16 protein-coding genes and 1 pseudogene are annotated in these 17,725 nt (G+C 63.5%); 8 read left to right on the top strand and 9 right to left on the bottom strand.

Annotated features, from left to right (window positions below):
* Nucleotides 1-6: 6 nt before the first annotated feature.
* Nucleotides 7-726: an SDR family oxidoreductase gene (locus HWY30_RS02500; protein WP_090808012.1), complete on the bottom strand. Its 720-nt coding sequence runs from the start codon at nucleotides 724-726 to the stop codon at nucleotides 7-9.
* Between the two features lie 82 nt (nucleotides 727-808).
* Here HWY30_RS02500 and HWY30_RS02495 point away from each other — a divergent pair, with 82 nt between their 5' ends.
* Nucleotides 809-1,759, top strand: coding sequence for a LysR family transcriptional regulator (locus HWY30_RS02495; RefSeq protein WP_090808014.1), 951 nt, complete (start codon nucleotides 809-811; stop codon nucleotides 1,757-1,759).
* Nucleotides 1,760-1,842: 83 nt separating this feature from the next.
* A complete protein-coding gene (locus tag HWY30_RS02490; RefSeq protein ID WP_090808016.1) occupies nucleotides 1,843-2,247 on the top strand; it encodes a DUF3224 domain-containing protein in 405 nt (134 codons plus the stop codon).
* An 80-nt stretch (nucleotides 2,248-2,327) separates the two neighbouring features.
* Here the strand turns inward: HWY30_RS02490 and HWY30_RS02485 are convergent.
* From HWY30_RS02485 to HWY30_RS02470, 4 genes and pseudogenes are all read right to left on the bottom strand, one after another.
* Nucleotides 2,328-3,611: pseudogene (locus HWY30_RS02485) on the bottom strand (glycoside hydrolase family 3 C-terminal domain-containing protein); the annotation flags it as partial.
* Nucleotides 3,612-3,637: 26 nt separating this feature from the next.
* A complete protein-coding gene (locus HWY30_RS02480; protein ID WP_143037234.1) occupies nucleotides 3,638-4,192 on the bottom strand; it encodes a hypothetical protein in 555 nt (184 codons plus the stop codon).
* A gap of 496 nt (nucleotides 4,193-4,688) precedes the next feature.
* Complete coding sequence (locus HWY30_RS02475) at nucleotides 4,689-6,014, bottom strand: MFS transporter (protein WP_090808020.1); 1,326 nt, start codon at nucleotides 6,012-6,014, stop codon at nucleotides 4,689-4,691.
* 177 nt (nucleotides 6,015-6,191) lie between these two features.
* Complete coding sequence (locus tag HWY30_RS02470) at nucleotides 6,192-7,286, bottom strand: tartrate dehydrogenase (protein ID WP_090808021.1); 1,095 nt, start codon at nucleotides 7,284-7,286, stop codon at nucleotides 6,192-6,194.
* 124 nt (nucleotides 7,287-7,410) lie between these two features.
* Between HWY30_RS02470 and HWY30_RS02465 the strand changes: the two genes are divergently transcribed.
* The 6 genes from HWY30_RS02465 (at nucleotide 7,411) to HWY30_RS02445 (ending at nucleotide 12,446) form a co-directional block, all read left to right on the top strand.
* Nucleotides 7,411-8,337: a LysR substrate-binding domain-containing protein gene (locus HWY30_RS02465; RefSeq protein ID WP_090808023.1), complete on the top strand. Its 927-nt coding sequence runs from the start codon at nucleotides 7,411-7,413 to the stop codon at nucleotides 8,335-8,337.
* Between the two features lie 223 nt (nucleotides 8,338-8,560).
* On the top strand, nucleotides 8,561-8,947 hold the full coding sequence (locus HWY30_RS02460) for a BPSL0067 family protein (protein WP_090808025.1): 387 nt from the start codon (nucleotides 8,561-8,563) through the stop codon (nucleotides 8,945-8,947).
* The gene (locus HWY30_RS42860; RefSeq protein WP_410452549.1) at nucleotides 8,916-9,278 is read left to right on the top strand and encodes an STY0301 family protein; all 363 of its coding nucleotides are present in this window, start codon (nucleotides 8,916-8,918) and stop codon (nucleotides 9,276-9,278) included. The genes HWY30_RS02460 and HWY30_RS42860 overlap by 32 nt, the downstream gene beginning before the upstream one ends.
* An 826-nt stretch (nucleotides 9,279-10,104) precedes the next feature.
* Complete coding sequence (locus HWY30_RS02455) at nucleotides 10,105-11,403, top strand: TAXI family TRAP transporter solute-binding subunit (protein WP_090808027.1); 1,299 nt, start codon at nucleotides 10,105-10,107, stop codon at nucleotides 11,401-11,403.
* A 235-nt stretch (nucleotides 11,404-11,638) separates the two neighbouring features.
* Nucleotides 11,639-11,842, top strand: coding sequence for a DUF3562 domain-containing protein (locus tag HWY30_RS02450; protein WP_090808029.1), 204 nt, complete (start codon nucleotides 11,639-11,641; stop codon nucleotides 11,840-11,842).
* A gap of 142 nt (nucleotides 11,843-11,984) precedes the next feature.
* Nucleotides 11,985-12,446: a GNAT family N-acetyltransferase gene (locus HWY30_RS02445; protein WP_018423974.1), complete on the top strand. Its 462-nt coding sequence runs from the start codon at nucleotides 11,985-11,987 to the stop codon at nucleotides 12,444-12,446.
* 98 nt (nucleotides 12,447-12,544) lie between these two features.
* On the opposite strand, the gene HWY30_RS02440 is transcribed toward HWY30_RS02445, so the two are convergent.
* From HWY30_RS02440 to HWY30_RS02425, 4 genes are read right to left on the bottom strand one after another with little or no spacing between them, the layout of a single operon-like run.
* Nucleotides 12,545-13,948, bottom strand: coding sequence for an MFS transporter (locus HWY30_RS02440; protein ID WP_090808031.1), 1,404 nt, complete (start codon nucleotides 13,946-13,948; stop codon nucleotides 12,545-12,547).
* Between the two features lie 25 nt (nucleotides 13,949-13,973).
* Nucleotides 13,974-15,239: an NAD(P)/FAD-dependent oxidoreductase gene (locus HWY30_RS02435; RefSeq protein WP_090808033.1), complete on the bottom strand. Its 1,266-nt coding sequence runs from the start codon at nucleotides 15,237-15,239 to the stop codon at nucleotides 13,974-13,976.
* The gene (locus HWY30_RS02430; protein ID WP_090808035.1) at nucleotides 15,232-16,197 is read right to left on the bottom strand and encodes a VOC family protein; all 966 of its coding nucleotides are present in this window, start codon (nucleotides 16,195-16,197) and stop codon (nucleotides 15,232-15,234) included. Before HWY30_RS02430 ends, HWY30_RS02435 begins: the two co-directional genes overlap by 8 nt.
* Nucleotides 16,198-16,218: 21 nt before the next feature.
* Nucleotides 16,219-17,709: an aldehyde dehydrogenase gene (locus HWY30_RS02425; protein ID WP_090808037.1), complete on the bottom strand. Its 1,491-nt coding sequence runs from the start codon at nucleotides 17,707-17,709 to the stop codon at nucleotides 16,219-16,221.
* Nucleotides 17,710-17,725: the final 16 nt, after the last annotated feature.

Here is a 17,725-nt window from a genome sequence, read left to right as displayed (position 1 = left end):
CGTACTTCACAGTAGCCGCAAGCCGCCATCACACTCGATCACCGCCCCCGTCATAAACGTGTTCTCCAGCAGAAACTGCAGCGCGTGCGCGACATCGTCGGCCTGCCCGACGCGCCGCACCGGTAACGTTTCGCTTTGCTGCCGAAACAGCTCACTCTTCACGCTCGCGGGAAATCTGTCCCACCACGGCGTATCGATCACACCCGGCGACACCGCGTTCACGCGCAGCGGCGCAAGCTCGCGCGCCAGCGTGCCGATCATGCTTTCGAGCGCGCCGTTGATCGCACCCAGACCCGCCGTGCCCGGATTCGCGATGCGCGCCGAAATCGCGGTCAGAAACGTCAGGCTGCCGTCGCGACGCAGCGTGGGTAGCGCGGTCTGCGCGGCTTCGAGCTGCGGCCAGAACTTGGCCTCGAAGCCACGCCGCAGCGCGGCCAGATCCAGTTCAGCAAACGGCCCCGCGCCTTCACCGCCCGACAGCGTCATCACCAGATGATCGATCCGGCCGAGGCCGCCGAAGAAGTGTCCGAGCGCCGCGCGATCGGCGCAATCGAGCGCCTCGCTCGTCACCTGTCCGCCGATGCCAAGCAGCGCATCGTCCAGTTTGGCGCGGTCGCGCCCCACCGCGACGACGCTCGCGCCAGCCGCCACGAGCCGCTTCACCAGCGCGAGCCCAATGCCCGACGAGCCACCTAGCACCACGACCTTCTGATTTTGCCAGTCCATGTCATTGCTCCTGAGTGTGAACGGGAGACCCCGTGGCAGTAGAATGCGCGGTGCGAGCCCATCACTCAAATCGTTTAATGTCATGGCCAACATCATTGAAAATGATTTTCGGCGCTTCGACCTGAACCTGCTGCTGACCTTCCGCGCGCTGCTGGAAGAGCGCAGCGTCACGCGTGCCGCGCAGCGGCTGTTTCTTGGGCAACCGGCCGTCAGCGGCGCGCTCAAGCGCTTGCGCGAAACGTTCGGCGACGAGTTGTTCGTGCGCACGCCGCAAGGCATGACGCCGACGCCGCGCGCGCTCGAACTCGCGCGGCAGATCGAGCCGTTCCTGCAATCGCTGCATCAGGCGCTCACGCAGCCATCCGTCTTCGATCCGGCCCGCGCGCAGCGGGTGTTCCGCATCGGCCTTAGCGATTCGCTCGAACTGCTGCTGATGCCCGAGATCATCGCGCGCCTCGCCGACACCGCACCCGGCGTGAAGCTGATCGCGCGCTCCACAGATTCGACGCGCGCCGCCGCGATGCTCGACGATGGCGCGATCGAACTCGCGGTCGGCGTATTCCGCGAATGCGTGCCGTGGCAGCGATTCACGCCGCTGTTTTCATGGCGCTTCGTGAGCGTCTACAACCCCCAGCTCGTCAGGACGCGCCGCAAGCATTTGTCGATGGACGAGTTTCTGCGCCACCGTCATGTGCTGACTTCGTTCAGCGCCGAGCTGCGCGGCTTCATCGATGAACGACTCGAGATGCAGGGACTGAAGCGCGACGTCTTGTTTTCGAGCTCGAACTTCGCGACCAGTCCGTTCATCGTGCAACGCACGGCGGCGATCGCGACGGTGCCGGAGTTCATCGGCCGCGTCTGGCGCGATACGCTCGGTCTCGCGCTGAGTCCGCTGCCATTCGAGGTGCCGGGCTACGAGGTTTCGCTGATGTGGGCCGCGGCGCACGACCAGGACCCGGCGCTCGCGTGGTTGAAGCGCGAGTTCGCGGACGCGTTCGGCACGAGCGACGGCACTGCGCGTGCAGCGCCCTGACAGCGACGTGTGCTACGGTTCGCAAGCGTCACGGTTCGTTTCGCCGCTTCGCCGTCGCCCGTTCAAGCCCGGAGGAAATCCCGATGACTCACCACGTCGCAAAAGGCACCTTCATCGTCTCCCTTCAACCGATGCCGTTTGAAAACGCGGAGGCCGAATCGAAGCTCGGCCGCATGTCGATCGACAAGCAGATCTCCGGCGATCTCGCCGCGACCACCCAAGGGCAAATGCTGAGCGCGATGACGAACGTCAAAGGCTCGGCCGGCTATGTCGCGCTCGAACAGGTCACTGGCACGCTGGCGGGCAAGCAGGGCACGTTCGTGCTGCAGCATATCGGCGTGATGAATCGCGGCGCAGCGGCGCTGGCGGTGACGGTCGTGCCGGATTCAGGCACGGGCGAGCTGAGCGGCATTGAAGGCGAGTTCAGGATCGACATCGTCGACGGCGCGCATTCGTACGAGTTCGCTTATCGTCTGCCCGGCGACTGACATGCCGAACGCGTGCCGGCGGGATACGGCGCTCGACCCCGTACCCCGCTACCAGGCCTTCCAGTTCAAAACCTCAGGGCTCAATGCCCCGCGATCGTCACCGACGCCGTCAACGCATTCGGATCGCGCGAAGAAGCCCCCGCGATCATCTGATAGACGCCGCCGTTGAGCTTCCACACGTGGTTGGTCGCGTCCCACGTCGACAGCAGCTTCGGCGCAATCGATACGCTGACCTGCTGCGACTCCCCCGCCTGCAGCGCGACCTTTTGCCAGCCGACCAGACGCTTCGGCGGTTCGCCCAGACCGCTCGGCAACGCGGCATAAACTTCGGCGATTTCCGCGCCCGCGCGCGAGCCCATATTCTTGACGGTAAAGGTCACCTTCACGTTGCCGCTCGCATCCACTTGCGCGTTGAGGCCCGAGTAGCTGTAGCTCGTGTAGGACAGCCCATAACCGAACGGGAACAGCGGCGCGATCTGCTTGCCGTCATACCAGCGATAACCCATGAAGAGTCCTTCGCTGTAGGTAACGGTGGTATCGGTGGCCGAGATCGTCGGTTGCGGGAGATCCGCGTCCTGCATCGGGAACGTGATCGGCAATTTGCCGGACGGGTTCACGGCGCCGAACAGCAGATCGGCAATCGCCTGGCCGCCCTGCACGCCCGGATACCACGCTTCGAGCACGCCGTGCACGTTGGATAGCCACGGCATCAGGACCGGGCTGCCGTTCTCGAGCACGACGATCACGCGCTTCGCTTGCGCCGCGACCGCGCTGATCAGCGCGTTCTGATCGTAGCTCTGGTTATAGCTGTCAGTCGTATTGCTCGGCAGGCTCAGGCTCGGCAGATCCGCGCCCTCGCTTTCCCATTGCGTCGCGAACACGATCGCCACGTCCGCCTTCGCGGCGGCGGTCGCCGCTGTCGCCGCGTTCGTGCCGTCGACGAAGGTCACGCTTGCGTTCGGCGCCTTCGCCTGGATCGCGGCCAGCGGTGCCGACTTGTACCACGTCGCGCAGGTGCTCAACAGCGGCGACGGCGACACGCAACCGGACACCGCGTTGCCCGCGGCCGCCGGCACCGCGCCCGAGCCGCCGCCCGACAGCACGCCTGCATCCGCGTGAGCGCCGATCACCACGATCGACGACAGCCCCGCCGCGTTCAACGGCAGCACCGGCTGCGAATCGCCGCTCGCCACCGCGTTCTTCAGCAATACCGACGATTGTTGCGCGACCTGCAGCGCGAGCGCATTGCCCGCGGTTTGATCGACGCTTCCTCCGGTGGTTGGCGGCGAATCGAAGACGCCGTAGCGGATCATCGTTCGAAGCTTGCGCTGGAGCCTCCTTCTGCACGTGTCTGCCGACACCGAGTGAGACGTCACGCCCCTCCCGCAGACTAATGACGGAAGCCGAAGGCCTCTACCTTGCGCCCCTCAAGGCTGACCTGCACTGCTTCGCTACAAGAAGTCGTAGTACAGTTCACGGCATCGACGGTCGGGCCGACTGACGGCACCGTCTCGCTGATGATGATGGCCTTGATCAATCTGGCATCATCGGTCACAACTATTTCAAGGCCTAGCACCACCCCGCTGTCGTATTTGATAGTCATCGTTCCGGTGCAATCGGGGTTCACGGTGTAGGCGCCACTCTGGGCCCCGGTGAAACTGGTCACTCCGTTCTTCGGCGCACCATTGGTCGTGCCGACGTCAATTCGCGTGAAATGTTTGGAACCGTCGAACGTCACCAGGGAGACATCGTTAAGCGCCAATTGGGTCACAAATTGATGCACCCCCGCTGAGTCGATCAGTCCGATGACCTGCCCCACGGCACTGAAACCGTATGCGCCGTTCAGCAGAGAGGCTGAACATGCGCTGCCGGCGTGAGCCGCACCATTGAGCGAAAGAAGGGCAATAGCCGTTGCCGACAACATGCTTAAACGCTGGCTATTCATGTTCGTCTCCTTGTAATCAAATGAGGTGCGCAGGTACGCACCGTCTTTCGACATCCTAAGTTAAGAGAAAACATCATTTACAGCGATCTGACAGATACAGCCATGCGTAAGCCATGCGTAGCCATTCCTGCTCATGCAACGAGCGGAGGACGGACGATAGGCCGGTTAGGACCAATCGTCCTTCGAAAAGGTGGCGGGCTGGCGTCGGTGTTCGATCAGCGCGCGGAGGTGGCACGCCGGAGACCGACATTCGCATTGAGAGTTGCTGCACCGGGCTGGATTTGCAGCGAGGTGTCGGCGGACACGCGCAAAGCGTTCGCGCGGAAATCCGCACAGAGGTGACTTTGTGAGTCAGCAGCGCGAATGGTGCGCCGCACGGTTCAGTATAGGCCGGGAGACCGGTAATGTCGGACAAAGGCGCGGCGGATTATCGCTAGCGTGTATTGGACCTCGAGCGTCGGCCCCATTACCTGCTGGACCTGACGCGCAAGCTCTGCTATCTGCGCGCGTTCGAATGCCCGTGCCGTTCGCCCACCGCGGCAGGTGCAGACTTCGTCTGCCGGCTCAACATCAGCGTCACGACCGCCGACAGCGCCAACGTCGCCCCGACCACATAAAGCCCTGCCGTATAGCCGCCCGTGACGTGCTTGAGCCAGCCGATCGCAAACGGCCCGACGAAGCCGCCGAGATTGCCGATCGAGTTGATCATGGCAATGCCCGCCGCCGCCCCGGCGCCCGACAGGAACATGCTCGGCATCGCCCACAGCGGCGCCTTCGCGGCGCTGATTCCGACGTTCACGACGACGAGCGCAAGCACGATCATCAACGCGGTGGTCGCATTACCGGCGAACACGAAGCCGATGCACGCAAGCGCGCACGGAATCACTACGTGCCACGTCCGTTCGTCGGTGCGATCCGAGTGCTTCGCCCATAGCACCATCGCGATCACCGCGAGCACGCTCGGCACGCCGGCGAGCAACCCGGTTTCGAACGTGCCGAAACCGTATTGGCGGATGATCAGCGGCGCCCACAAGCCGAGCGTATAAAGTCCCGCCGAGGTGCCGAAGTAGATCAGCGCGAGCGCGAGCACGCGCGGATCGCGCAACGCGCTGAGCGCGCCGGCCGTGTGGCCCGCATGCGCGTGCCGCGCGTCGGCTTCGAGCTTCAGCCTCGCGATCAGCCAGTCGCGCTCGTCGGGCTGCAGCCACTCGGCTTGCGCGGGCTTGTCGGTCAGATACTTGAGCACGCAGAAGCCGAGGATAATCGCGGGCAATGCTTCGAGTATGTAGAGCATTTGCCAGTCGACGAGTCCGGCAATCGGCGGCAGTTTCATGATCGCGCCGGAAATCGGCGAGCCGATCGCAGTCGAGATCGGCGCGGCGGCCATGAACCACGCCGCCGCGACCGCACGCTGCCGCGCCGGAAACCACAGGCTCAGATACAGGATGATGCCGGGAAAGAAGCCCGCTTCCGCGACGCCTAGAATGAAGCGCAGCGCGTAGAAACTGTTCGGCCCGACGACGAACGCCGACGCGAGCGACACGAGCCCCCACGACACCATCACGCGAGCAATCCAGCGCCGCGCGCCGACCTTGTGCAGGATCAGGTTCGACGGCACTTCGAACAGAAAATAGCCGATGAAAAAGAGCCCGCCGCCGAGGCCGAACGCGGTCGGCGAAAGACCGATCGCCTTGTTCATCGACAATGCGGCGAAGCCCACATTCACGCGATCGAGAAAGCTCACGAAGTACAACAGCATGACGAACGGGATGATCCGCAGCATCAGCTTGCGGGACACCCGGCTTTCGAGTTCCGAAGTCATTGTCTCCTCCTGCGGCGCGCGGCTATTGACCGCGCGCGAGCCTCGCGCCGGCCGACATTGGGCCGAGCTAATCGAGTCAAGGTTGTGTGCCGGCCACGTCGTGGCCGGGGCGCAGACCGCGCGCCTGATTTGCGCGCGGTTCCGCTCAGTCCGGTTCAGTTCGCGCGAAGCCGGCGCTCAAGCCGCGTTCGCCGCGGGCGTCGCCGCCTGCTCGATGAACGCGCACACGGCCGCCGTCACCTGCGCGGTCGTGGCCGTGCCGCCGAGGTCGCGCGTGTGCAGCGCTTTGTTCGCGGTCACCGCTTCGACGGCCTGCATCACGCGCCTGGCCGCGTCGAATTCGCCGAGGTGTTCGAGCAGCATCACGACCGACCAGAACGTGCCGACCGGATTCGCGAGCCCCTTGCCCATGATGTCGAACGCGGAGCCGTGGATCGGCTCGAACATCGACGGATAGCGGCGCTCCGGATCGATGTTGCCGGTCGGCGCGATGCCGAGGCTGCCGGCGAGCGCGGCCGCGAGGTCGCTGAGAATATCGGCGTGCAGATTGGTGGCGACGATCGTGTCGAGCGTCGCGGGACGGTTGACCATGCGCGCGGTCGCCGCGTCGACGAGTTCCTTGTCCCACGTGACGTCCGGAAACTCCTTCGAGATTTCGAGCGCGATCTCGTCCCACATCACCATCGCATGACGCTGCGCGTTGCTCTTCGTGATCACGGTCAACAGCTTGCGCGGACGCGACTGCGCGAGGCGGAACGCGAAGCGCATGATGCGCTCGACGCCGGCGCGCGTCATGATCGACACGTCGGTCGCGGCTTCGATCGGATGGCCCTGATGCACGCGGCCGCCGACGCCCGAATATTCACCCTCCGAATTTTCGCGGACGATCACCCAGTTCAGATCCTCGGGCTTGCAGTACTTCAGCGGTGCGTCGATGCCGGGCAGGATGCGCGTCGGGCGCACGTTCGCGTATTGGTCGAAGCCCTGGCAGATTTTCAGTCGCAGACCCCACAGCGTGATGTGATCGGGAATGTCCTTGTCGCCCGCCGAGCCGAACAGGATCGCATCTTTGTTGCGGATCGCGTCGAGCCCGTCGGCCGGCATCATCACGCCGTGTTGACGATAGTAGTCGCCGCCCCAGTCGAAGTTCTCGAACTCGAACGTGAAGGCGCGCGTGGTCTTCGCGAGCGCCTCGAGCACCTGCGCGCCGGCCGGCACGACCTCCTTGCCGATGCCGTCGCCGGGGATGGTTGCGATGCGATAGGTCTTCATGTCTGCGTCCTGTGCTTGGTGAATGGCGTGAGTGGACTCTAGCGCGATCCCACGGGTAAAAACCGGTGCTAAACTCAAAGCATCTTTAACTTGCATTCACAAATGCGAAGACGCGGAAAAGACGATGCGCGACACCGTCCAGCCAGCCGATCTGGGCTTTTTCTCGACGCTCGCCGCGAGCGGCAGCCTCAGCGCGGCCGCACGCGAACTGGGGCTGACCGCGGCGGCCGTCAGCAAGCGCCTGACCCAGATGGAGCAGCGCGCGGGCGTCGCACTCGTAACCCGCACGACGCGCCGCATGATGCTGACGCCCGAAGGCGAGCTATACCTCGAGCGCGCGCGGCGGATTCTCGACGAGATCGACGAACTGGCCGAACTGCTCGGCTCGGCGAAAAAGACACCGAAGGGCTTGCTGCGCGTGAACGCGACGCTCGGCTTCGGGCGCAGCCATGTCGGGCCGGCGATCTCGCGCTTCGTCGCGCGGTATCCGCAGGTGTCGGTTCAACTGCAGTTGTCGGTCACGCCCCCGCCGCTTACCGACGACAGCTTCGACGTCTGCATCCGCTTCGGCGAGCCGCCCGATACCCGCGTGGTCGCGCGCCGGCTTGCGCCGAACCGGCGTCTGCTGTGCGCGGCGCCGTCGTATCTCGCGGCGCACGGCATGCCGCTCACGGCGCACGATCTGACGCGCCACAACTGCATCGGCATTCGTCAGGGCGACGAAGCGTACGGCGTGTGGCGGCTGACCTCGGGACGCGGCGCCGCGCGCAAGACCGAGGCGGTGCGGATCAAGGGCACCCTGACCACCAACGACGGCGAGATCGCCGTCAAATGGGCGCTCGAAGGACACGGCATCCTGATGCGCGCGGAATGGGACATCCGGCAGTATCTGACGGAAGGATCGCTCGTCCAGTTGCTGCCCGATCACGACACACCGAATGCGGATATCTTCGCGGTGTATTCGCCGCGGCATCAGATGTCGAATCGTATTCGCGCGTTTGTCGAGTTTATTGCGCGGGAGTTGGGGGGTGAGGTGGGGGTGGGGGCGTAGTGCAGCACAGCGGTCGACTCGAGGTGGAGCTACCCGACACATTGCGACACAATGAGCAGCAGGGCTGTTTCTCGCTCGCGAGAAGCTGAATCGCAATCTGGACGGACTAATCAGTGGATCGTCAATTTCTGAAAACTCGAGTACTGCTTGTTCGGATGGGCTGGGCTCGCTAGTGTGTGCGTTGAGTCTTGTCCCTTTTACTGGCAAAGGAGAAGCAGAAAAGATGCGCTATGTCGCTGATACGGAAAAGGCAGATGATCTGATCAACCAAGGGCATCTGGTCGGGAATGGCCAGTGCGTTACGCTAGTTCATGCTGTTGTGAAAATTCCGCCGTCTTCCTTGTGGAAAAAGGGAGACCGGGTCCAGGGCAATGTCCTCATCCACAAAGGAACCGTAATAGCTACATTCGACAACAATGGACGCTATGGAAATCACACGAACGGAACCAGCCACGCGGCAATTTATCTCGGACAAACACTGGCTGGAATCACTGTGATTGACCAGTGGAACGGACATACCAAACAACCTCCGCATCGGCGTACTATCCATTTCCGTCGCGGCAAGGGCTCGCCCGTTAATGATGGCAGCCGATATTATGTTGTCGAATAAGGTGCTTTTCCTGGCAGTTTGCCTCCTGGCAACAAGCGCCGCGTGCGCGTCGCCAACACAGGTCCAATTCAAATGCCCAAACGCGCTTTCCGCAGGAGGGCAACATCATGTTCTGGATAACGCATCCCTGTTCGATGGCCCTCCAGAGCACGAGGCAGACCTTATTCCTGCGTCAGGAAAAACATCTGACCAGTGGGATTTAACGGGCGTTGACCCCTATCTGGTATGCCGCTACCACGGCACTAACAGCACTGTTGTGATTCATGCTGTTGGGGCTCGGACCTGCGAAGCCACGAGCAGACCCTTTGCTGTTCACTGCACCTCTCGTTAAATGGATTTGGATAACGAAAAATGGCAACCCGGCTTATAGCTGCCGCGGTTCGTGCAGACCATTGCAGCGCGCGGAGTGAGTGAAGGGCATGAAGCGGAATGCATTGCGAAGTACGAGCAGGATATGATGGCGTACGACACGATCGGCGCTACATTCAGAGATTCCCGAACGTACCTACTGTGCAAGCGAAAAGCGTTCTCCAACTACCAGACTTGCAGAGCTTTCTAGTGAGTAACGAATCCGCCTTCATTTCCTATTACGACGAGCAAACGCAGCAAATCAAATTTTGCGTCGTTCAGCGTGCGCACGTGCAATCTGCGATCGATCCCGCGCTGCGGATGAAGACGCACGGAAGCTCGGAAGCATGGCGATGCTCTGCCACACTAAGGCGCACCCCGAGCTTCGGGCACGCCTGCAAGTGACGACTGAAGCACCACTAGTCTGGACGCAAGTGAAACCGTCTGCCGAATAGTGCAATCAACGCGGACGCAAGTCAGAACGATCCGAGGCGCAACGCGTGACGGTCCAGATGATGATCGGCAGCCGGGGGCAAGCAGGAATACATGGTCCCGAATGCCCAAGGCGGCAGCAACGGCGTAGTTACCGGAATCTTCGACATCAGGGCCAACCGACCTGTGCCCCGATGACAGTGTCAGCCAGACCTTTTCAATGCACATCACTGACTATCCAATAAAACCCTCTGATATCGTAAAGTTGAGGAAATAGAGACCGCCTCCATCCCATCAGTCACCAAGGCCGGACCTGACCAAACCGGGTAACGATGCCGAGACCAGACCCCGCGCTGTACCGCAACCCGAGAACCCCGATGACGCGGCGGCGCCGGCGTCTTCTGATCGTCGGCGCGATCGTGCTCATCGCCGCATTCGGCTGGATGCTCGCGCTCGTGCTCGAGCCCGCGTTCCAGCGCACGATCGTCATCACCACCGGTGCGGACGGCGGCATCTATCGCGGCTTCGCCGATCGCTACGCGCCGCTGCTCAAGCGCGAAGGCGTCAAGCTCGACATCCGTAGCTCGTCGGGCTCGGTCGAAAACTACCAGCGGCTCGCGGACCCGAACAGCGCCTATCAGGTCGGCTTCATCCAGTCGGGCACGACCAGTCCGAATGACACCGACAATCTGGAAACCATCGCCGCCGTGTCGTACGAACCGATCTGGGTGTTCTATCGCGGCGATGCGACGATCGACCGGCTGTCGCAACTGCGCGGCAAGCGCATTTCGATGGGCGTGCCAGGCAGCGGATTGCTCAACGTCTCGCAGGTGCTGCTCGGCTATAGCGGCGTCACGAGTCAGAACTCGACGCTGCTGCAGATGGATGCGAACGCCGCATACCAGGGGCTCGAAAGCGGTCAGGTCGACGCGGCATTCTTCATTGGCCGGCCCGACGCCGACATGCAGCACACGCTGCTCACCAGCAACCTGAAGCTGATGAGCTTCGCGCAGGCCGATGCCCTAGCGCAAAAATTCCCGTCGCTGTCGAAGATCATCTTGCCGCGTGCCTCGACGAGCGTCGCCGACGATCTGCCGCGCAGCGACGTCACGCTGCTCGCGGCGACGGCGCTGCTCGTGTCGAAGGACACGCTGCATCCGGCGCTCGTCTATCTGCTGCTCGACGCGGCGCGCACGGTGCACGGCGGCGAGGACTACTTCACGCCGCTCGGCACGTTCCCCAACCTGAACACCGAAGAATTCCCGATCTCCGACGAAAGCGTGCGGTACTTCAAATCGGGCCGGCCGTTTCTGTATCGCTACCTGCCGTTCTGGCTCGCGAGTCTGATCGAACGGCGGCTGCTGATTCTGGTGCCGTTCCTCGCGCTGCTGATCGGCCTCGCGCAGGCGCTGCCGCGCATGCTCGAAGCGCGGATGAAGAAACGCCTGATCGTTTGGTACCGCGCGATCAAGGCGCTCGAGGACGAAGTATGGAAGAACGCCGAGCCGTCTCGCGCGCAGATCGCGCAATGGAGTGAGGAGATTGAAAGCATCGACGCGAACGCTAGCCAGATCCGAATTCCGTACCGCTACTTTCAGGATGTTTACGCGCTGAAGCAGGCGATCGGCGTCGTGCGCGACCGGATCGCGCATGTAGCGCAGAAAGTGCAGAAGTAGAGACGGCGGTCGCTTAGCCCTGTGCGTTTCCCGGGTATTCACCACCGCGCACCCAGTTGATTTTCCGCACGTCCTCACCGCGTGGGTGCTTGCCGCAGCGCAAGAAAAAAATCTCTGTGAAATCAGTCGAACGATAGGTCGATTCAATTGGCGCGCTCGCGATTCGCATCCTGTAATGGACTCCTGCCGTCCGCGTACCGTCCATCCAGCCTGCCGTCCTACCCGGAGAGAGACCATGTCCCAGCCTGAGCCGAATGTAGACGAAGTGGTCCGAAGCATCGCCGAGGAAACCGACACGCCGGCAGAAACGGTGTCGCGCATGTACGCCGATACGCTCGCCGAATTCCGGAACGAGGCGCGCGTGTTCGACTACGTGCCGCTGTTCGCCGCGAAGAAGGTCCGCAACGAGTTGCGTCACAAGCAACGTCGCGAGCACTGACTCGCGGCATGCGGTGATTCATCGGCTCACCGCACTGTCGCACGCGTCGTGGCTCCAGATTTTGCGAGCATGGTGGAGCTAACAATCGCGTCGCAAATTTTTTATGCTGGCGGTTCCACAGCTTTTCAAAGGAGCCGTCCACATGTCCGCCCCGCTGCAGATTCGCGCCGTCACCCGTGACGATTTCGATGCATGGCTCCCGCTATGGGACGCCTACAACGCGTTTTATGGCCGCTCGGGCGAGACCGCGTTGCCGCGCGAGATCACGCAAATCACGTGGAATCGCTTTTTCGATGGCTACGAGCCGATGCATGCGTTCGTCGCAGAACGCGCCGGGCAGTTGCAGGGCATCGTGCATTTTCTCTATCACCGTCATACGACGATGGCGGGGCCGATCTGCTATCTGCAGGACCTGTACACGCTCGATAGCGAGCGCGGCAAGGGTGTCGGCCGTGCGCTGATCGAGGCCGTCTATGCGCGGGCAAAAGCCGACGGCGCGCAACGCGTCTACTGGCAGACGCACGAGACGAATCACACCGCGATGCAGCTCTATGACAAGGTCGCGGATAAGTCCGGCTTCGTGGTATATCGCAAAGCGCTTTAGCGCTCAGCGCTTCATCAGAGAGGCCTATCAACGGCGAAAGGCGCACCACCCGGTGCGCCTTTCGTTTTACTGCTCAAGCGGTCATCACGCAGTCCCGGTCAAGCCTCGAGCTGCTCCAGCACCTTGCCCTTGGTTTCGATACCGAGGAAGTGCACCGCGACCGCCGCGATGAACGGCACGGCGGCGAGGATATAGAACGCCACTTCCAGGTTGCCGCCGATCATCGTCTTCGACACGATCGCCGGCGCGAAGATCGCCGCCACTTTCAGCCACGCGCCGCCGACACCGCAGCCCATCGCGCGGATACTGGTCGGGTACAGCTCCGGCGTGTACACATAGGCCGTGATGAAGCCGCTGGCGAGAAAGCCGAGCGCCAGCGCGCAGCAGGTTGCGACCACATACACCGACGAGCCGTGAAACACGCCCGCCATGGCCAGCGACAACGCGCACAGCACGAACGAGATGCTGATGATCGGCTTGCGTCCCACCTTGTCGACCAGCAACGCGCAGGCCAGCGATCCGAGCACGCCGAGCACCGACGCCGCGACCGCCAGGTTCAGCGCGAGTTGCAGCGGCGCGTGATAGATCGTGCGGTAGATCGTCGGCAGCCAGGTCGACAGGCCGTACTGGATGAAGCCGCAGGTGACCCACAGCATCGCCACGGCGAGCGTGCGCTTCAGATAGGCCGGGCCGAACAGGTCCGCGACGCGGCGCTTCGGATGGCGATTGACCATCTCGTCGAACTCCGACGCCTGCGCGACCGGCGGCAGCGGCACCTTGGCGGCACGTTCGAACGCGAGCACGGCGGAATCGGCTTCGGCCATCCGGTCGCGCACGGCGAGCCAGCGCGGCGATTCCGGCACGAGCTTGCGCAGCACGAAGAACAAAATCAACGGCATGCCGCCGATGAAGTACATCGCCTGCCAGCCGAAGCGCGGCACGATCCAGGCACCGAGCGCGCTCGACGCGAGCAGCCCGATCGGGAACACGATTTCGTACAGCAGAACGAAGCGTCCGCGGCCGTGCGCGCGGCTGATCTCGTTGATATAGGTCGCGGCCACCGGCAACTCACCGCCGAGGCCCAGGCCCTGGACGATACGCAGCGCGACGAACACCGCGAAGGTCGGCGCAAAACCGCACGCGATACTGGTGATGCCGATAATGCCCGAGCTCAGCGCGATCGCCTTCACGCGTCCGCCGCGTTCCGCGTACCACGGAAACAGGAACGCGCCGATCAGTTGTCCCACGGCGCCCGAGCCAAGTAGGAAGCCGACGTCCCACGGCGTCAGATTCCATTTCGCGATCAGCAAGGGCAGCGTCGCCGCGATCGCGATGACGTCGAAGCCATCGAAGAACGTCGCGAGACCGATCAGTATGCGCGCCCGCACCTGCATCCGGTTCCTCGGCAAGCGCTCCAGACGCGCGATGATCGAGCCTTGCGTCACAGCGCCTGAAACACCGGCGCTGCTGCGGTCTCCTGTTGTGTTTTCGATGGTTCTCATGCCGAGGTGCCGTCCGTAGAAATGATTAGGCAAGCGCCGTGGAGGCGTCAGTCAGGGTGACAAGGTCGATGGTCCGGCCCTGGTTCATCCACTTGCGCGAAAGCTTCAGCTCACGCGGGGTGTTGATCGCGATCACGCCACGAATCGTGTTGTCTTCCAGATAGAACAGCGTTGCGCGTTTGCCGGGCAGATCACCGCGCACCGCGAGTTCCGCGTTGGCCGGAATGTCGCCGAGAATCTGCAGGTTCACGTCGTACTGATCGGACCAGAACCACGGAATATCCGCGTACGGTTCGAACGTGCCGAGCAAGGCCTTCGCCGTGGAGATCGCCTGGTTCTGCGCGTTGGCCCACGATTCGAGCCGCACGCGGCGCTTCAGCCACGCGCTCGGATGATTCGCGACGTCGCCGCACGCGAAGATGCGCGGGTCGTCGGTGGCGCCGAAGTGATCGACGACGATGCCATCCTCGACCTTCACGCCCGCCGCTTGTGCAATCGCCGTATGCGGTGCGAGACCGATGCCGGCCACCGCGAAATCGGCGTCGAGCGTCGAGCCGTCCTTAAACGTCGCGCGCAGCCGGTTCGCGTCGTTCGGATGATCTTCGAGCTTGATCAACGCCGCGTTCAGACGCACGTCCACGCCGTTCGCGCGATGCAGCTCCAACAGGAAATCGGACACCAGCGGCGGCAGCGAGCGCACGCACAGACGCGGCGCGCCTTCCACCACGCACGCCTCGACGCCTAGCTTGCGCGCGGTCGCCGCGACTTCGAGACCGATCCAGCCGCCGCCGATCACGAGCACGCGCTTGCTTGAGCGCAGCCGTTCGCCGAGCGCGACCGCTTCGTCGAGCGTGCGCAGATAGGCGATATGCGAGGTCTTCACGAGCGCGTCGGGCAGACGGCGAGCCGCGCCGCCGGTCGAGATCACGAGGCGGTCGTACCGCACTTCGCGGCCCGACTTCGTGCGTACGATGCGCTGCTCGCGATCGATCGACGTCGCGCGATCCGGTTGCCATGCCTCGACGTTCAAGGCGTCGAAATCGTCGGGCTTCACGAGCCGCACCGTGTCGATGTCCGCGTCGCCGGCCAGCACGGCCTTCGACAGCGGCGGACGCTCGTACGGCAGATGCACTTCGTCGGCGATCATCACGAGGCGGCCGTCGAAGCCTTCCCGGCGCAATGTCTTCACGACCCAGCCGGCCGCCTGGCCGCCGCCGATCACGACGATCGTGCGCGGCGCCTCGAGCCCCGCATGCGCGGTCTGGGCCTTTTCGGCGGCAACGTCAGTCATTCTTGCGCTCCGTCATGAACTTGCCTTCCGGCGCCTTCGCGTCTTTCTGGCGCCGTGTGTTGCCGTCGATGCCGCCGTCGATCGCCCATTCGGCGAACACGGTCGGGCCCGGCTCGAAATCGCGTGGCTGCCAATCGGGCGTCAGCTGATCTTCGTCGGCGTAGTACTCGATCAGGCCGCCGGCCGGATTCTTGAAGTACCAGAAGTACGCCGACGACACCGGATGACGTCCCGGGCCGAGTTGCGTTTCCCAACCGCAGCGGCTGATGTGCATGCCGCCGCCGAACACTTCGTGGATGTCGCGCACGGTGAACGCGACGTGGTTCAGGCCGCGTTTGCCGTTCGGCAGGGCCAGCAGGAACAGGTCGTGATGGCCGCCGTGCGGCGCGCAGCGCATAAACGCGCCGCGGCCCGGATAACGGTCCGAGGTCTCGAAGCCGAGCAGCTCGTGATAAAACTTTTCCTGCTCGGCGAGCCTGTTCGTGAAGAACACGACGTGGCCCACTTCGACCGGCTCCGCGCGCTCATAGACCGGCGACGGCTGATCGACGCGCAGCGTCTGGCCCCACACGTTCGACGGCGAACCGTGCACGTCGACCGCCCACTTACGCGTGACTTCGACGCGCACCGCCATGCCGTTCGGGTCGATGCAGCCAACCGCGTCGTCGGTTTCGTAGTGGCCCGGCTGGCCGGCGAAGCGGCCACGCAGCGCGTCGAGCTCCGCCTTCGTCGCGACGCCCCACGTCACTTCGCGCAAGGTCGGGCCTTCTTCGAACGCGGGCGGCAGCGACGCATCGTTCGCCTCGACGACGAGGACCGTGCAGCCGTTCAGCGTTTCGAAGCGCGCGTGGGTTTCGTCGTGGGCGGTCTCTGTCATACCCCAATCCGCGAAAAACTGCCGACAGGTGGCGAGATCCGTCACGCCGTAAATAATCTGTTCAATGCCGAGAATCGTCATAACGTGCCTCTTCGTCCCGCTTCAGTTCGCCCACGCCAACGGCGCGTCGTTCAAGCCCCAGTAGAGGCTCTTCTGTTGCATGTATTCGCGAATGCCCACACGGCCTTTTTCGCGTCCCATGCCGCTCTCCTTCCAGCCGCTGAACGGCGTGGAGATCGAGAACAGCTTGTAGGTGTTGATCCAGATGGTGCCGGCTTCGAGGCCGCGCGCGATCCGGTAGGCGCGCTTGTAATCGCGCGTCCAGATGCCGGCGGCGAGGCCGAACACGCTGTCGTTTGCTTCCTTCAGCAGCGACGCTTCGTCGTCGAACGGCATCGCGACGAGCACCGGGCCGAAGATTTCTTCCTGGCAGATGCGCGCGTCGTTGGTCAGGCCTTCGAGAATGGTCGGCTGGAAGTAGGTGCCGGCTTCGCGGTTATCGCCGACCGGACGTTCGCCGCCGCACAGCAGACGCCCGCCCTCTTCTAGACCGAGCGCGACATAGCGTTCGATCGTCTCGCGATGCGCCTGCGTGATCAGCGGACCCATCTGCGTGTTCTCGCGCGACGGATCGCCGACGCGCAGCTTGCGCGCGCCTTCGATCAGACGCTGCATGAACGTGTCGTAGATCGAGCGCTGCACGAACAGGCGCGAACCTGCGATGCACGCCTCGCCCGACGAGCTGAAAATGCCGTACAGCACGCCGTTCACCGCATGATCGAGATCGGCGTCGTCGAACACGATGGTCGGCGACTTGCCGCCGAGTTCGAGCGACACCGGCATCAGCTTGTCCGCCGCGATGCGCGCGATGCCGCGGCCCACTTCGGTGCCGCCCGTAAACGACACCTTCTTCACGAGCGGATGGCGCACCAGCACGTCGCCGATCACCGAGCCCTTGCCCGGCAGCACGCTGACCACACCCTTCGGCACGCCCGCTTCCTCGCAGATGCGCGCGAGCGCGAGCGACACCAGCGGCGTGACTTCGGCGGGCTTCAGCACCACCGCATTGCCGCCCGCGAGCGCCGGCGCGAGCTTCTGCGCGTCGGACGCGATCGGCGAATTCCACGGCGTGATCGCCGCGACCACACCGATCGGCTCGTAGATGCTCATCGTCAGATAATCGCCGCGTGACGGCGTGACGTCTTCATCGAGCGTTTCGAGGCAGGCCGCGAAATAGCGGAACGTGTTCGCCGCGCTCGCGACCAGCACGCGCGTCTCGCCGATCGGCTTGCCGTTGTCGCGGCGCTGCAGGTTCGCGAGCGCTTCGTGGCGCGCCATGATCAGATCGGCGATGCGATACAGGATCAATGCGCGTTGATGCGGCTTCAGACCCGACCAGTTGGACTTGCGCCACGCCGCGTCGGCGGCTTCGATGGCTTCGCGCGCGTCGTCGGCGCTGGCCGTCGAGATTTCCATGTTGACCGACTGATCCGCCGGATACAGGCTTTTGTACGGGTTGCCGCGCCCCTGCCGCCATTCGCCGCCGATGAAAATATCGCCGTTGGGCACGAGGCTGGTATCGAAGTGAGTCATGTCGGTCGTTCCGGTT

Source organism: Paraburkholderia tuberum STM678, from assembly GCF_902833905.1.
Classification (GTDB): Bacteria; Pseudomonadota; Gammaproteobacteria; order Burkholderiales; family Burkholderiaceae; genus Paraburkholderia; species Paraburkholderia tuberum.
The sequence above is the reverse complement of the archived record's forward strand: the minus strand, read 5'-3'. Positions and strand labels throughout refer to the sequence as shown.

What these genes read in the sequence shown, in the direction of transcription:
- HWY30_RS02430 (WP_090808035.1), bottom strand. Translation starts at nt 16,197, where the DNA reads ATGACGATTCTCGGCATTGAACAGATTATTTACGGCGTGACGGATCTC.
- HWY30_RS02425 (WP_090808037.1), bottom strand. Translation starts at nt 17,709, where the DNA reads ATGACTCACTTCGATACCAGCCTCGTGCCCAACGGCGATATTTTCATC.
- HWY30_RS02460 (WP_090808025.1), top strand. Translation starts at nt 8,561, where the DNA reads ATGCGCTATGTCGCTGATACGGAAAAGGCAGATGATCTGATCAACCAA.
- HWY30_RS02455 (WP_090808027.1), top strand. Translation starts at nt 10,105, where the DNA reads ATGACGCGGCGGCGCCGGCGTCTTCTGATCGTCGGCGCGATCGTGCTC.
- HWY30_RS02500 (WP_090808012.1), bottom strand. Translation starts at nt 726, where the DNA reads ATGGACTGGCAAAATCAGAAGGTCGTGGTGCTAGGTGGCTCGTCGGGC.
- HWY30_RS02470 (WP_090808021.1), bottom strand. Translation starts at nt 7,286, where the DNA reads ATGAAGACCTATCGCATCGCAACCATCCCCGGCGACGGCATCGGCAAG.
- HWY30_RS02465 (WP_090808023.1), top strand. Translation starts at nt 7,411, where the DNA reads ATGCGCGACACCGTCCAGCCAGCCGATCTGGGCTTTTTCTCGACGCTC.
- HWY30_RS02450 (WP_090808029.1), top strand. Translation starts at nt 11,639, where the DNA reads ATGTCCCAGCCTGAGCCGAATGTAGACGAAGTGGTCCGAAGCATCGCC.
- HWY30_RS02480 (WP_143037234.1), bottom strand. Translation starts at nt 4,192, where the DNA reads ATGAATAGCCAGCGTTTAAGCATGTTGTCGGCAACGGCTATTGCCCTT.
- HWY30_RS02435 (WP_090808033.1), bottom strand. Translation starts at nt 15,239, where the DNA reads ATGACTGACGTTGCCGCCGAAAAGGCCCAGACCGCGCATGCGGGGCTC.
- HWY30_RS02490 (WP_090808016.1), top strand. Translation starts at nt 1,843, where the DNA reads ATGACTCACCACGTCGCAAAAGGCACCTTCATCGTCTCCCTTCAACCG.
- HWY30_RS02440 (WP_090808031.1), bottom strand. Translation starts at nt 13,948, where the DNA reads ATGAGAACCATCGAAAACACAACAGGAGACCGCAGCAGCGCCGGTGTT.
- HWY30_RS02445 (WP_018423974.1), top strand. Translation starts at nt 11,985, where the DNA reads ATGTCCGCCCCGCTGCAGATTCGCGCCGTCACCCGTGACGATTTCGAT.
- HWY30_RS02475 (WP_090808020.1), bottom strand. Translation starts at nt 6,014, where the DNA reads ATGACTTCGGAACTCGAAAGCCGGGTGTCCCGCAAGCTGATGCTGCGG.
- HWY30_RS42860 (WP_410452549.1), top strand. Translation starts at nt 8,916, where the DNA reads ATGATGGCAGCCGATATTATGTTGTCGAATAAGGTGCTTTTCCTGGCA.
- HWY30_RS02495 (WP_090808014.1), top strand. Translation starts at nt 809, where the DNA reads ATGGCCAACATCATTGAAAATGATTTTCGGCGCTTCGACCTGAACCTG.